The sequence below is a fragment of the Enterobacter oligotrophicus genome (genome assembly GCF_009176645.1).
GTDB classification, from domain to species: Bacteria; Pseudomonadota; Gammaproteobacteria; order Enterobacterales; family Enterobacteriaceae; genus Enterobacter; species Enterobacter oligotrophicus.
The window spans coordinates 3,759,148-3,772,563 of the sequence record NZ_AP019007.1 but is presented as its reverse complement, the minus strand read 5'-3'; the positions used below and the strand labels follow the sequence as shown (position 1 = coordinate 3,772,563).

At 57.7% G+C, this 13,416-nt stretch carries 14 protein-coding genes; 6 read left to right on the top strand and 8 right to left on the bottom strand.

Annotated elements, in window-relative coordinates; all coding sequences use genetic code 11:
- Positions 1-34 precede the first annotated feature (34 nt).
- Positions 35-259 (bottom strand): helix-turn-helix transcriptional regulator, encoded by a 225-nt coding sequence (locus EoCCA6_RS18035; RefSeq protein ID WP_152083814.1) that lies wholly within the window; start codon positions 257-259, stop codon positions 35-37.
- Between the two features lie 106 nt (positions 260-365).
- Between EoCCA6_RS18035 and EoCCA6_RS18030 the strand changes: the two genes are divergently transcribed.
- Positions 366-638, top strand: a complete 273-nt coding sequence (locus EoCCA6_RS18030; RefSeq protein WP_152083813.1) for a helix-turn-helix domain-containing protein — start codon at positions 366-368, stop codon at positions 636-638.
- A 22-nt stretch (positions 639-660) separates the two neighbouring features.
- Here the strand turns inward: EoCCA6_RS18030 and mtnA are convergent, their stop codons facing one another.
- Complete coding sequence (gene mtnA, locus EoCCA6_RS18025; protein ID WP_152083812.1) at positions 661-1,695, bottom strand: S-methyl-5-thioribose-1-phosphate isomerase; 1,035 nt, start codon at positions 1,693-1,695, stop codon at positions 661-663.
- A 105-nt stretch (positions 1,696-1,800) separates the two neighbouring features.
- Between mtnA and mtnK the strand changes: the two genes are divergently transcribed.
- A complete protein-coding gene (gene mtnK, locus EoCCA6_RS18020; RefSeq protein WP_152083811.1) occupies positions 1,801-3,000 on the top strand; it encodes an S-methyl-5-thioribose kinase in 1,200 nt (399 codons plus the stop codon).
- Between the two features lie 62 nt (positions 3,001-3,062).
- Here the strand turns inward: mtnK and EoCCA6_RS18015 are convergent, their stop codons facing one another.
- From EoCCA6_RS18015 to EoCCA6_RS18000, 4 genes are all read right to left on the bottom strand, one after another.
- Positions 3,063-4,304 carry an LVIVD repeat-containing protein gene (locus EoCCA6_RS18015; RefSeq protein ID WP_152083810.1) on the bottom strand — a complete coding sequence of 414 codons (1,242 nt, stop codon included), beginning with the start codon at positions 4,302-4,304 and terminating at the stop codon, positions 3,063-3,065.
- An 83-nt stretch (positions 4,305-4,387) separates the two neighbouring features.
- Positions 4,388-5,452 (bottom strand): sugar ABC transporter substrate-binding protein, encoded by a 1,065-nt coding sequence (locus tag EoCCA6_RS18010; protein ID WP_152083809.1) that lies wholly within the window; start codon positions 5,450-5,452, stop codon positions 4,388-4,390.
- A gap of 20 nt (positions 5,453-5,472) precedes the next feature.
- Entirely contained in the window at positions 5,473-6,468 is a 996-nt protein-coding gene (locus EoCCA6_RS18005) for an ABC transporter permease (protein WP_152083808.1), read from the bottom strand.
- Positions 6,465-7,967, bottom strand: a complete 1,503-nt coding sequence (locus tag EoCCA6_RS18000; protein ID WP_152084482.1) for a sugar ABC transporter ATP-binding protein — start codon at positions 7,965-7,967, stop codon at positions 6,465-6,467. The genes EoCCA6_RS18005 and EoCCA6_RS18000 overlap by 4 nt, the downstream gene beginning before the upstream one ends.
- A 160-nt stretch (positions 7,968-8,127) precedes the next feature.
- Here EoCCA6_RS18000 and EoCCA6_RS17995 point away from each other — a divergent pair, with 160 nt between their 5' ends.
- From EoCCA6_RS17995 to EoCCA6_RS17980, 4 genes are all read left to right on the top strand, one after another.
- Positions 8,128-9,216 carry an oxidoreductase gene (locus EoCCA6_RS17995; protein WP_152083807.1) on the top strand — a complete coding sequence of 363 codons (1,089 nt, stop codon included), beginning with the start codon at positions 8,128-8,130 and terminating at the stop codon, positions 9,214-9,216.
- Between the two features lie 56 nt (positions 9,217-9,272).
- Positions 9,273-10,016 (top strand): SDR family NAD(P)-dependent oxidoreductase, encoded by a 744-nt coding sequence (locus EoCCA6_RS17990; RefSeq protein ID WP_152083806.1) that lies wholly within the window; start codon positions 9,273-9,275, stop codon positions 10,014-10,016.
- Positions 10,017-10,199: 183 nt separating this feature from the next.
- Entirely contained in the window at positions 10,200-10,505 is a 306-nt protein-coding gene (locus EoCCA6_RS17985) for a type II toxin-antitoxin system RelE family toxin (protein ID WP_152083805.1), read from the top strand.
- Entirely contained in the window at positions 10,477-10,881 is a 405-nt protein-coding gene (locus tag EoCCA6_RS17980; RefSeq protein ID WP_152083804.1) for a helix-turn-helix domain-containing protein, read from the top strand. The genes EoCCA6_RS17985 and EoCCA6_RS17980 overlap by 29 nt, the downstream gene beginning before the upstream one ends.
- On the opposite strand, the gene EoCCA6_RS17975 is transcribed toward EoCCA6_RS17980, so the two are convergent.
- Positions 10,878-11,075 (bottom strand): YbdD/YjiX family protein, encoded by a 198-nt coding sequence (locus EoCCA6_RS17975; protein WP_006809671.1) that lies wholly within the window; start codon positions 11,073-11,075, stop codon positions 10,878-10,880. The genes EoCCA6_RS17980 and EoCCA6_RS17975 overlap by 4 nt on opposite strands.
- Before the next feature lie 103 nt (positions 11,076-11,178).
- On the bottom strand, positions 11,179-13,284 hold the full coding sequence (gene cstA, locus EoCCA6_RS17970) for a pyruvate/proton symporter CstA (RefSeq protein ID WP_152083803.1): 2,106 nt from the start codon (positions 13,282-13,284) through the stop codon (positions 11,179-11,181).
- Between the last annotated feature and the right edge of the window lie 132 nt (positions 13,285-13,416).

Here is a 13,416-nt window from a genome sequence, read left to right as displayed (position 1 = left end):
AGCCGCACAGCACGTTCCTTTATCCGACCATTCGTTAAATACTCCCAATAATCCTCTGTATGTCCGCACCCACGAGTTTCGCCAAATGCACAAACTCCACCACATCCAACCTCCGTTCACCGTTTTCAACTTTGGCGATGAATGATTGCGGTTTGCCCAACGCCTCCGCAAGCTGCGCCTGAGTGATCCCACGCTCTTTACGGGCTTTTTTCAACGCATTGATAACACTCTGGTATTCAGCTGAGTAGACAGAAGCCATTGTTCCGATTCCATACAAATATCCTGAAATCGAATATCCTCCCATTGCGTTTTTATCCCAAAACTGGATAACTGTACTTGTAACGAAAACCTGTAAGGAGGACACAATGCGTCATCAGAACTGGCATCCTGCCGATATCATTGCCGCATTAAAGAAACATGGGACAAGCCTGGCGGCGTTGTCCCGTAAGGCTGGACTATCTTCATCCACACTGGCAAACGCACTATCACGCCCGTGGCCTAAAGGAGAATTGCTTATTGCTCAGGCGCTGAACATTCCACCGGATGAGATATGGCCTGAAAGATATTTTGATGAAAAAGGCGAGCCGATATTCCGTCAGATGAGGACAACCAAAAAGAGAAAAATCTCTACGACATGATCATTGAACTCACCCCGTCACCTCACCCCTCTTCCTCAATGGAGAGAAATTTCCCTTTGGCGACCTCTTCAGAAGTAACCACGCCTGTATCCAGCACCCAGCCGCTAATCAGCGCCGCAGGCGTGACGTCAAATGCCGGGTTATACACCTGTGCGTTTTCCGGAGCCCACTGCACTGCACCAAAGCTCCCCGCCACGCCCGTCACTTCGCTGGCGGCGCGCTGCTCGATAGGGATCGCATCACCGTTCGGGCAGTCCGGGTCAAGGGTCGTGTGCGGGGCGGCAACGTAGAACGGAATGCCGTGGAATTTCGCCAGTACCGCCAGGGAGTAGGTGCCGATTTTATTCGCCACATCGCCGTTAGCGGCAATGCGATCGGCACCGACCCACACGGCATCAACCTGCCCTTTTGCCATCAGGCTCGCGGCCATAGAATCGGTAATCAGCTGATACGGCACACCCAGCTCGCCAAGCTCCCATGCGGTTAATCTACCGCCCTGCAACAGCGGACGCGTTTCGTCTACCCACACATTGCTGACGTTACCTTCTTCATGCGCGCGGGCAATCACGCCCAGCGCCGTACCGACACCCGCCGTTGCCAGCCCGCCGGTGTTGCAGTGGGTCAACAGGCGACTGCCGGGCTTCACCAGCGCGCTGCCCGCTCGCGCAATCGCATCGCAAAGCTGTTTATCTTCGTCAATCAGGCGTAACGCTTCTTCCACCAGCGCCGGAACAAAATCTTCCCGCCGCAGCGCCTGTTTCATGCGATCAAGATTGTTCATCAGGTTAACCGCCGTCGGGCGGGAGGCGCGCAGGGTTTCCAGCGCCACCGCCAGCTCGTCGCGGCTTTTGCCGTTTTCCGCCAGCAGCGCCAGCAGCAGGCTTGCAGAGAGACCAATCAGCGGCGCGCCACGCACCCGCAGGGCGTGGATATGCCCAACCAGCGCCTCGACCGTCGAGGCATCCAGCCAGCGTTTCTCCTGCGGAAGCGCCTGCTGATCGAGAATAAAGAGCTGATTATCCGCCACCCGCAGGCTGGTCGTCTGTAATGTCTGCATGTCGTTAATTCCCTGTTGCGTTGTTGTATCACATTGTGTCAGGATGAAATCCAGATGTATAGACGTCTACATGTCTTTATTAGCAAAACCAATGAGGAACAGGCAATGTCGCAATACCGTACCTTTACCGCCCAGGACGCCGTGGAGTATGCAAAGCAGTTTGGCGGCCTTGATGACCCTTCATCGCTGGTGGAGGCGCAGGAAGTGGGCGACGGTAACCTCAATCTGGTGTTTAAAATTTTCGACAGCGCAGGCGTGAGCCGCATCATCGTCAAGCAGGCGTTGCCCTACGTGCGCTGCGTTGGCGAGTCCTGGCCGCTGACGCTGGACCGCGCGCGTCTTGAGGCACAAACCCTCGTTGAGCACTACCAGCACAGCCCGCAGCACACGGTGAAAATCCACCACTTCGACCCGGCGCTGGCGGTGATGGTAATGGAAGATCTCTCCAGCCATCGCATCTGGCGCGGCGAGCTGATCAAAAATAATTATTACCCGCAGGCAGCGCGACAGCTGGGTGAATACCTCGCCCACACGCTGTTCCACACCAGCGATTTTTACCTGCACCCGCACGAGAAAAAAGCGCAGGTCGCGAAATTCATTAATCCGGAGATGTGTGAGATCACCGAAGATCTGTTCTTCAACGATCCCTACCAGATCCACGCGCGCAACAACTACCCGGCAGAGCTGGAAAACGACGTAGCCGCCCTGCGCGACGACGCCCAGCTAAAAATTGCCGTGGCCTCTCTTAAGCACCGGTTCTTCTCCCAGGCGGAAGCGCTGCTGCACGGCGATATTCACAGCGGCTCGATTTTTGTGGCCGAAAACAGCCTGAAAGCCATCGACGCCGAGTTCGGCTACTTTGGTCCGGTTGGCTTTGACGTGGGCACCGCCATCGGCAACCTGCTGCTTAACTTCTGCGGCCTGCCGGGGCACCTGGGCATCCGCGATGCCGCTGCCGCCCGCGAACAGCGTCTGGCCGATATTCAGGAGCTGTGGAATACCTTTGCGGAGCGCTTCCAGGCGCTGGCGAACGAAAAAACGCGTGATGCCGCACTCAGCGCGCCAGGCTATGCCTCTGAGTTCCTGAAAAAAGTCTGGAAAGATACCATCGGTTTCTGCGGCACCGAGCTGATTCGCCGCAGCGTCGGGCTGTCGCACGTGGCGGACATCGACACCATTCAGGATGAGGCGATGCGCCACGAATGCCTGCGCCACGCGATTACGCTCGGTAAAGCGCTCATTGTGATTGCCGACCGTATCGACAGCGCGGAAGAGCTGGTGGCGCGAGTGCGGCAGTATAGCTGAGTGCTTTTGGTTTTCGCCCTCTCCCCGTGGGAGAGGGTCGGGGTGAGGGCATCAAACCGCACTCACCCCAAATACTCAATCACCGACAGCCCGCCGTTATAATCCGTGCTGTAAATAATCCCCTGCGCATCCACAAACACGTCGCAAGACTGGATTACCTGCGGGCGATTGGGCCGCGTATCCATCATCCTCTCCGGCGCGGCGGGCACCAGCGCACCGGTTTCAACCGGGCGATACGGATTAGAGATGTCATACGCGCGCACGCCCGCATTCTGGTACGTGGCAAAAATCAGCGTTGAGCTAATAAAACTTCCTGGCCGGTTCTCATGCAGGTTGTGCGGGCCAAAATGCGCCCCTTTCGCCACGTAGTCGATTTCATCCGGCTGCGGGAAGGTGGAAATGCTCACCGGATTCGACGTCTCGCGGATATCAAACAGCCAGATCAGCTTCTCGCCGTCCTGCTGGTTATCCAGCACCGCTTCGTCCAGCACCACCAGCAGATCGCGGTCCGGCAGCGGCAGCGCGGTGTGCGTGCCGCCGCCAAACGGCGGGCTCCAGTTGCGGTGGCTAATCAGCTTCGGCTGCGTCCGATCCTTCACATCCAGCAGCGTCAACCCGCCGTCGCGCCAGCTGCCGTAAGCGGTATCACCTGCGATAATCGCGTGGTGCAGCGCGTAGCGTTTGCCGTCCGGCCACGTTGGGTTTTCGCCTTCGGCCTGGTTCATCCCCGGCAGCCACCAGCGCCCCGCCACTTCGGGTTTACGCGGGTCAGCCAGATCGATGGTCAGGAAGATGTAGTCGGTAAAACCGTCGATCAGCGCTGATACATACGCCCAGCGCCCGCCCACGTACCAGATACGGTGAATGCCAATACCGTTCAGGGACAGGAAGCTGATTTCACGCGGCTTATCGGGCGTGGAGATATCAAACACCCGCAGCCCGGCGCTCCAGCCTTTATCCTGCACGTCGCTGACGGTTTCCCCCACCTGACGGGTATAGTAAACCTTTTCGTCAGCAAAGCGGGCATCGGCAAACAGATCGCGGGCGTTAATGACCAGCAGCAGGTCATCGTGCGCCTGAAGGTGCACGTTCCAGGTGCCCGGCGGGGCGGGTACATAGCCTGCCGCTTTTGGGTTTTTCGGGTCGCGCACGTCCACAATCGAAAAGCCCTGCGACACCATATGGCCGATATATGCAAAGCCGCGGTGCACCATAAGCTGTACGCCGTCCGGGCGACCGCCCTGATCGCTATGACCAATCAGCCGCATATTGCGGCTGTATTCGGGTTGAGGTAATGCAGACATAGTGGATTCCTTTCGCCGGATGGCGGCTGCGCCTTATGCGGCCTACAACACCGTAGGCCCGGTAAGCGAAGCGCCATCGGGCATTATTTTGACCTGGCTTCGAGCGTCGCAAACCACGGGGCAATGAAATCTTCCGTCTGGCCCCAGCCTGGAATAATTTTCCCCAGAGACGCCACGTTCACCGCGCCAGGCTGCGCCGTCAGCAGCGCCTGCGGAATCGCAGCCGCTTTGAAATCGTAGGTCGCAGGCGTGGTTTCACCGGCAATCTTGTTCGCAATCAGACGCACGTTGGTCGCACCAATCAGTTTCGGATCTACCGCCACGCTCACCTTCCACGGGCTGCCCGGCTCGCGCATCAGCTGCAGATCCTGGTTGGAGATGTCGATGCTGTAGAGTTTAATTTCCGTGCGACCATTCTCTTTCAGCGCTTTATAGGCTCCCTGGCTGAAGGCATCCCAGGTTCCCCAGATGGCGTCAATTTTACCTTTCGGATATTTCGCCAGGATCGCGCCGACTTTGTTGGCGGTATCGCCCTGAACGTCAGAAGAAACCGCACCGATGGACTCCAGCTCTTTGATGTCCGGGTACTGTTTTTGCAGTTCTTTATAGGCCGCCTGACGGCGCTCCATCGGCGGGAAGCCCGCAACCCACAGCTTCACAATATTCGCCTTGCCGTTGAAATCTTTTGCCAACTGGCCGAAGGAGAGATTGGTCAGGGAAGCGTCGTCCTGCTGGGTCACGGTTACGCCGGGGATCTCGCCGTTAACCGCGGTATCAAACACGGAAACCTTGATGCCAGCATCCACCGCTTTTTTCACCAGCGCGGTCGCATACGGGTCACGCCCCTGAGAAAGAATAATCCCGTCGTATTTCTGGCTGATCGCCTGGTTCACGAAGTCCTGGAATTTGGCATCGTCACCGTTGCTTAAAAAGGTGCTGACTTTAAAGCCGAGTTTCTTCCCTTCCTGAATCGCCCCTGCAACAAACTGCGTGGTGTTGTCATCAGAGCCGAGGTTACGGATCACCGCGATGCGGATTGGACCGTCGTGGTTTGCAATGGCGGCCGGAACCGGTGCGGGGGTGGCCGCTAAGCCCGGCAGAGAAGTGAGTAACCCCAGTGTCATCAAAGAGAGTGCAATCTTTTTCATTTTTATATCCCGTTGTGTTGTCAGCGTTTTTGTATGTAGGTAATAGCCAGCGCCACCGCGAGCACCAGCCCTTTTATAATGTCCATGGCGTAATACGGCACGGAGAGCATCACCAGCCCGTTCGACAGCACACCGAGAATGACCGCCCCCACCAGCGTACCCAGCGCGTTCGGTTTACCGGAACCGGCCAGCGAAAAGCCAATCCACGCCGCTGCCACCGCGTCCATCAGATAGCCGCCGCCCGCATTCACCTGCGACGAACCGATGCGCGAGGCCAGCAAAATGCCGCCCAGCCCCGCCAGCAGTGAAGCAATCACGTAGGCTGCCACCTTGTAACGCGTGGTGCGAATGCCAGAAAGCCGCGCCGCTTCCGGATTACCGCCGATGGCATACATGCGGCGACCGTGGGTCGTCAGCGAGAGTCCAAGCTGCGCCACAATGGTCACCACCAGCATGATGACAACAATGGTCGGCACCTGCCCCAGCAGGCTGAACGCCGCCGGAATGGTGCCTTCCGCCATGTCGCCGCTCGGCAGTACCATGTTCTCGGTAATCGAGCCGCCGTAGCTGTAGGTCATCGCCACACCCTGGATCACAAACAGGCTGGCAAGCGTCGCGAGCATGTCCGGAATACGCAGAACGACAATCAGAAACGCGTTAAACAGCCCCACCAGCGTGCAGAGCGCGAGAGTGATCAGAATTGATTCGGTGGTGCCAAAGCCGTGCCAGACGAAAAGTGAAATCACCAGCGCATTCGCCAGCGACGCGGTTGATCCCACAGAAAGGTCAAACCCGCCAATGGTCAGGGAGATCGACACGCCGATGGCAATCACCGTCACGATGGCAATCGAGCGCAGAATATTGATGATGTTGTTCGGATCGAGGAAGTTGTCCGACGCCAGGCCAAAGACGGCCACCAGCGCGACGACGGTCAGCAACATGCCCCACTTGTAGAGAAAATCGAAAATTTGCTGACGGCCAGACTCCGCCGCCGTCACTGAAAGGGCCTTGCTCACGACGCCGTTCCTCCGGTTGAATAATAAAGTAGTGTCTCTTCACGGGCTTCGGCCCCGGCGATTTCCGCCACGATGCGTCCGTCCCACAATACGCAGATGCGGTCGCACAGCCCGACCAGTTCAGCAAATTCGCCGGAGGCGTAAATCACCCCTTTGCCCTCGCGCGCCAGGCCGTCGATCAGCTGGAACAGATCGGTTTTGGCTTTCACGTCCACGCCTTTGGTCGGCTCGTCGAAAATCAACACGCTGGCGTCGTTTCGCAACCACTTTCCGATGGCGATCTTCTGCTGGTTACCGCCAGAAAGCCGACGCAGCACCTGCCCCGGCCCCCGCGCACGCACACCGACGCGGGCAATCACCTCTTCCGCCCAGCGCCACGCCTGCCGATGGCCGAAGAGGCTCCAGCGCGAAAAGGTGTTATCCGCCGCCACCGCCAGGTTCATGCTCACCGGCTCATCAATAAAAATGCCCTCTTTGCGCCTTTCTTCCGGCACCAGCGCCAGCCCGCGCAGCACCGAGTCCGCCGGGTCGCGCGGTTTCCAGGGCCGATGATTCAGCTCACCGTGTTCCACGCGGCTTTTGCTGGCACCAAACAGCGCCTTACAAAGTTCGGTTTTCCCTGCCCCCGCCAGCCCGGCAATGCCAAGAATTTCACCTTTGCGCAGGTGCAGTGAGATATCTTTCAGCAGCGCGTCGTCGTGCAGCCCTTCCACCCGCAGCAGTGTCTCTTCGCTGTGCGGCGGTCGCGCAGGGGGATAGATGTCGTTCAGCTCATGGCCGAGCATTTTCTCGACAATCTCTTCGCCGCTGAGATCCGCCATCGGGCCGGACTCAATCAGCTTGCCGTCGCGTAGCACCGTTAAGGTGTCGCAGATGGCTTTCAGCTCGTGGATACGGTGAGAGATAAACACCACGCCGATGCCCTGCTGTTGCAGGCGTTTTACCACGGTAAACAGGCGTTCGCTTTCGTGTGCATCCAGCGGCGCGGTCGGCTCATCGAGAATTAAAAAACGGCAGTGGTGCGACAGCGCCCGTGCCAGCAAAATCTGCTGCTTTTCGGCCAGCGTACAGCTATCGATGGCACGGCGAACGTCAAGGGAGACATCCAGCTGTGCCAGCGCCTGTCTTGCCTGCTGGCGTACAGCGCGCCAGTTGTAGTGGTGCCCCGGCTGCGCCAGCTGATCGAGCATAATGTTTTCAGCGATGCTTAAACCCGGCACGAGTGCCACGTCCACTTCCTGCTGCACCAGGTGAATACCCAGCCGTTTGGCATCGAGCGGCTCGCGGATCGCCACCGGCTGGTTATTAATGCAAATTTCACCTTCATAGTGATCGTGCGTGCCACACAGCACCGCCATCAGCGTCGATTTCCCCGCGCCGTTCGCCCCGGTCAGCGCGTGTACGGTGCCGCCGGTCAACGTGAAGTCCACGCGCGATAATGCCTGAAAGCCGGAAAAGGCCAGGCTGATACCACGCATTTCAAGGCGACTGGAAACCATCTGCGTTAAATCCTTCATTACTCTTCTGATTTATCGAATTTTTCACAGCTCCGGTTGACTGACAACAACGGAAAAGGCATAAGATAAAGCAAAATATTATTAGCCATCCGGATGTCCAGACATAACATCGGGTTAGCGCTTGCTAAAAAAGGACAACATCATGAGCAACACCGATATCCGCGTCGTGCCTGGCCCGGCGAACTACTTCTCTCATCCCGGCAGCCTGGCGCGTCTGAATGATTTCTTCGCTTCGGACCAACTTTCCCGCGCGGTATGGATTTATGGCGAGCGTGCAATCGAAGGCGCGCGGCCTTTCCTCCCGGAGAGCTTTAACGCACCGGGGGCAAAACATCTGCTGTTTAAGGGCCACTGCAGCGAGCGCGACGTCACTCATCTGGTGAACGAATCCGGCAGTGATGCCAGTGTGGTTATCGGTGTTGGTGGCGGTGCGCTGCTCGATACCGCCAAAGCGGTGGCGCGTCGCCTGGGCGTACCGGTTGTCGCTATCCCAACCATTGCCGCCACCTGCGCGGCATGGACGCCACTCTCCGTCTGGTATAACGATGCCGGTCAGGCATTGCAGTTCGAGATTTTCGACGACGCTAACTTCCTGGTGCTGGTGGAGCCGCAAATCATCCTTAACGCCCCGGCGGAGTATCTGCTGGCAGGGATCGGCGATACGCTGGCGAAATGGTACGAAGCGGTCGTACTGGCTCCAGAACCTGAAAACCTGCCGCTGACGGTGCGTCTTGGGATCAACGGTGCGCTGGCGATCCGTGACGTGCTGCTCGAACGCAGCGAGGAAGCGCTGGCTGACCAGCAGCGCGGCGAAGCGACACAGGCATTCAGGGATGTGGTGGATGCGATTATCGCCGGAGGCGGTATGGTGGGCGGCCTGGGCGAGCGCTACACCCGCGTGGCGGCGGCGCATGCTGTGCACAACGGGTTAACTGTACTGCCGCAAACCGAAAAATACCTGCACGGCACCAAAGTAGCCTACGGCATCCTGGTGCAAAGCGCCCTGCTCGGCCAGGACGACGTGCTGGCACAGCTGGTGGCCGCGTATCAGCGCTTTAACCTGCCGACCCGGCTTCGCGAGCTGGACGTCGACATCGACAACCGTGAAGACGTGGACAAGGTGATTACCCACACCCTGCGCCCGGTGGAGTCGATTCACTACTTGCCGGTTGAGCTAACGCCTGAAGTTTTGCGTGCCGCGTTTGAGAAGGTGGAAACCTTCAACCGTTAATCTCCCCACCGTCTATACCTAATGATGATTCTCATCACTCTCGCAACGAGGTCATCATGCAGATCGATTTAACAGGTAAGAAGGCGCTGGTTACCGGTGCCAGCCGTGGGTTGGGTCGTGCCATTGCACTGTCGCTGGCACGCGCCGGTGCCGATGTGGTTATTACGTATGAAAAATCCGCGGATAAAGCCAGGATGGTCGCCGACGAGATAACGGCACTTGGGCGTAAAAGCGAGGCCATACAGGCCGACAGTGCCAGTGCGCAGGCCATCCAGGATGCCGTCACGCAGGCGGCACGCACCCTCGGCGGGCTGGATATTCTGGTCAACAACGCCGGCATTGCGCGCGGTGGCCCGCTGGAATCCATGACGCTGGCGGATATCGACGCCCTTATCAACGTTAATATTCGCGGCGTGGTGATCGCCATCCAGGAAGCACTGGTGCATATGTCTGACGGCGGACGGATTATTAACATCGGCAGTTGTCTGGCAAACCGTGTGGCGATGCCGGGCATTGCCGTCTATTCGATGACCAAATCGGCCCTCAACTCTCTCACCCGTGGTCTGGCGCGCGATCTGGGCCCACGCGGTATTACCGTTAACCTTGTGCATCCGGGTCCGACAAACAGCGATATGAATCCGGAGGATGGCGAGCAGGCTGAAGCCCAGCGCCAGATGATTGCCGTGGGTCATTACGGCCAGCCGGAAGATATCGCTGCAGCGGTGACGTTCCTCGCAAGCCCGGCCGCCGGGCAGATCTCCGGCACGGGGCTGGACGTTGACGGCGGTTTGAACGCCTGATCGCATATTTTCTGCAAGCCTCTGTCGCCCGGCAGAGGCCTTTCCGAGCCGTCTCGACGGTTCGCGTTTTGCCGCTTTCTCACGGTTTTTCTCCGCTCTACAGTACCCCATTAGAAATTCGGAATTTATCTAATAGTCTTATTATTTCCTTATGTTTTGTGTGGGCGTACAGTGGAGGTACGGATGAAGATTGTCTGGTCCAATGGTGCCAAAAAGGCATTTTCCAGAATTGACGAGCGGTATCAGCGCCGCATTGAGATAAAGCTCTCCGGGCTGGATGACCGCTCGGCTCCCCGGCCCGATATCAAAAAAATATCGACGACAGAAAATCATTTCCGGCTACGCGTTGGCGATTACCGCATCATCTATACGCTTCGGGACGATCCCGATGACCATTGTTATGTTTTGGCCGTCAAGCGCAGAACTTCAACAACTTACCTGCATGAGGAGAGTGCCAACTATGGCTGTACAGCTAATCAAGGACGATAACGGGAAAACGCAGTACGTCGTTATTCCCTATCACGAATATTTTCGTATGCTTTTACAGATGGCAGAAATTGACGACGAAACCGACGATGACCTGGAGGATATTGAGGTCGAACACGATAGTCTGGATAACGTGGAATTGCCCGGCGAAGTGTGCAGCATCATGACCTGGCAAAACGTCAGCCTGCAGGCCGCGTGGCGTATCCTGCGCGGGTTATCCCAGCAGGAGGTGGCAGACAAACTCGGTATCAGCCAGTCCGCCGTGTCACAGCTGGAAGCGCTGGACTCTCGCCCGCAAAAACGCACCCGCGAAAAGCTGGCGGCCATCTACGGCTGTAAACAGGAACAGATCAGCCTCTATTTACCGAAAGAGGGTTAACAGCACTTCGCCCCGCCCTTGCCGCCGTAGCGGGCATCCTGGCGGTCACGGAAAAATTCTTCGTAGGTCATTGGCGTCTGGTCCGGGTGGTTGACGCGCATATGCTCGACGTAGTTGTCGTAATCCGGCACGCCAATCATCATTTTGGCGGCCTGGCCGAGGTACTTACCTGCTTTGGAGAGGGTGTCGAACATAGGTCATTTCTCGTTTGTTTCCCTCACCCCGGCCCTCTCCCACAGGGAGAGGGGGATAAGGAATGTAGGCCGGGTAAGGCGAAGCCGCCACCCGGCAAACAGGTTAATGCGCCCCTTTCGCCTGGGTCACAATCTCTTCCAGGTTCTCAGGCATTGGCTCATACGGTGTCTCTTTCGCCGTCGGCTTGTCTTCTTTCAGCGCCGCCAGTGCAGACTTCAGAGAATACAACGCCAGCACCACGACCACCACCATAAAGAAGATGGTCAGTCCGGCATCCAGACGGTTGTTAAACACCAGTTGCGACAGCTGAGATTCCGTGTATTGCGGCGGAATAGCCCCGCTGTCGATCATCGCCTGGAACTTGTTGGCGATGGCCAGGAAGCCCACTTTCGCATCCGGGCTGAACGCTTTCTGCCAGCCTGCGGTCAGCGTACAGATCAGCAGCCATGCGGTTGGTACTAACGCCACCCACGCATAACGCTGACGCTTCATTTTAAACAGCACCACGGCACAAAGCATCAGCGCCATTCCTGCCAGCATCTGGTTGGCGATACCGAACAGCGGCCACAGAGTATTAATCCCGCCCAGCGGATCAACCACGCCCTGGTGCAGGAAATAGCCCCACGCCAGCACGCACAGCGCCGTTGCCAGCAGGTTAGCGGGTAAGGAATCAGTACGTTTCAGGTTCGGGGAGATCACGCCGAGCAGATCCTGCAGCATAAAGCGCGCCGCACGCGTACCCGCATCCACCGCCGTCAGGATAAACAGCGCTTCAAACAGAATGGCGAAGTGATACCAGAACGACACGTCCATCAGTCCGCCCAGCGCACCGTGCAGAATATACGCCATGCCCACAGCCAGCGTCGGCGCACCGCCCGCACGCGAGATAATCGACTGCTCGCCCACTTCACTGGCGATATGCGTTAGCGTTTCAGGCGTGATGCTAAAGCCCCAGCCGCTCACAACCTGTGCAGCCGATGCCACTACGTCAACGGTTCCGGCCGGAGCCAGCACCGCCATCGGACTGTTCATCGCAAAATAAACGCCCGGATCGATAACACAGGCAGAGACCAGCGCCATAATCGCCACGAAGGACTCCATCAGCATCCCGCCGTAACCAATCAGGCAGGCCTGATTTTCATTGGCCAGCATCTTCGGTGTCGTACCGGAGGCGATCAGCGCGTGGAAACCCGACACCGCACCACAGGCGATGGTGATAAAGAGGAACGGGAACAGGTTACCGGTCCAGACCGGGCCAGTACCGTCAACGAATTTGGTCAGCGCAGGCATGGTCAGCGTCGGGCGCATAATCAGAATGCCGATGGCCAGCCCGACAATAGTGCCGATTTTCAGGAAAGTGGAAAGGTAATCACGCGGGGCCAGCAGCAGCCACACGGGCAGCACCGCCGCCACAAAACCGTACCCTACCAGCATCCAGGTCAACTGCACGCCGGTAAAGTCAAACCACGGGGCCCAGGTTGAGCTTTCCGCCACCCAGCCGCCGGAGATAATGGCAAAGACCAGGAATACCAGGCCAATCACCGACACTTCGCCTATGCGTCCCGGACGCAGATAGCGAATGTAGATCCCCATAAACAGCGCCAGCGGAATGGTAAAGGCGACGGTGTAAGTTCCCCACGGACTGTGGGTCAGCGCTTTCACCACGATCATCGCCAGCACCGCAAGGATGATGACCATAATCATAAAGGTCGCCACCAGCGCAATCACCCCGGCGGTCGCCCCCATCTCCTCTCTCACCAGCTCACCGAGCGAACGCCCGTCGCGGCGAGTTGAGACGAACAGCACCATAAAGTCCTGCACAGCCCCTGCCAGCACCACGCCTGCAAGAAGCCAGATCATTCCCGGCAGATAGCCCATCTGCGCGGCCAGCACCGGCCCCACCAACGGGCCTGCCCCGGCAATGGCCGCAAAGTGGTGACCAAACAGCACTTTTTTATCCGTCGGCACGTAGTCCAGCCCGTCGTTATGACGCACGGCGGGCGTCATGCGCGTACTGTCAACGCCCAGCACATTTCTGGCAATATAGCGGCCATAAAAACGGTATGCGATCAGATAAATGCAGACGGAGGCAACGACGATCCAGAGCGCATTGATCTGCTCCCCCCGGTTGAGGGCGATGTAGCCCAGGGCAAATGCTCCCACAACCGAGAGCACTGCCCATGTAAGGTATTTCCCTGAGTTGTTCATAATGGTTATCCGTTGTCGTGAAACAGTGAGATGTTACATTTTGTTTCTAGAACAACGGATAAAATTTAACAACTTTGAAACGCAATAATGTGTGGTCAAACCAGACATTTACACCACAGTGTTAAGCCGATC

Bases quoted from the DNA above. Each gene is read 5' to 3' on its own strand.
- EoCCA6_RS17995 (WP_152083807.1), top strand. From the start codon at position 8,128: ATGAGCAACACCGATATCCGCGTCGTGCCTGGCCCGGCGAACTACTTC.
- cstA (WP_152083803.1), bottom strand. From the start codon at position 13,284: ATGAACAACTCAGGGAAATACCTTACATGGGCAGTGCTCTCGGTTGTG.
- EoCCA6_RS18000 (WP_152084482.1), bottom strand. From the start codon at position 7,967: ATGGTTTCCAGTCGCCTTGAAATGCGTGGTATCAGCCTGGCCTTTTCC.
- EoCCA6_RS18010 (WP_152083809.1), bottom strand. From the start codon at position 5,452: ATGAAAAAGATTGCACTCTCTTTGATGACACTGGGGTTACTCACTTCT.
- EoCCA6_RS18030 (WP_152083813.1), top strand. From the start codon at position 366: ATGCGTCATCAGAACTGGCATCCTGCCGATATCATTGCCGCATTAAAG.
- EoCCA6_RS17990 (WP_152083806.1), top strand. From the start codon at position 9,273: ATGCAGATCGATTTAACAGGTAAGAAGGCGCTGGTTACCGGTGCCAGC.
- EoCCA6_RS17985 (WP_152083805.1), top strand. From the start codon at position 10,200: ATGAAGATTGTCTGGTCCAATGGTGCCAAAAAGGCATTTTCCAGAATT.
- EoCCA6_RS18015 (WP_152083810.1), bottom strand. From the start codon at position 4,304: ATGTCTGCATTACCTCAACCCGAATACAGCCGCAATATGCGGCTGATT.
- mtnA (WP_152083812.1), bottom strand. From the start codon at position 1,695: ATGCAGACATTACAGACGACCAGCCTGCGGGTGGCGGATAATCAGCTC.
- EoCCA6_RS17980 (WP_152083804.1), top strand. From the start codon at position 10,477: ATGGCTGTACAGCTAATCAAGGACGATAACGGGAAAACGCAGTACGTC.
- mtnK (WP_152083811.1), top strand. From the start codon at position 1,801: ATGTCGCAATACCGTACCTTTACCGCCCAGGACGCCGTGGAGTATGCA.
- EoCCA6_RS17975 (WP_006809671.1), bottom strand. From the start codon at position 11,075: ATGTTCGACACCCTCTCCAAAGCAGGTAAGTACCTCGGCCAGGCCGCC.
- EoCCA6_RS18035 (WP_152083814.1), bottom strand. From the start codon at position 259: ATGGCTTCTGTCTACTCAGCTGAATACCAGAGTGTTATCAATGCGTTG.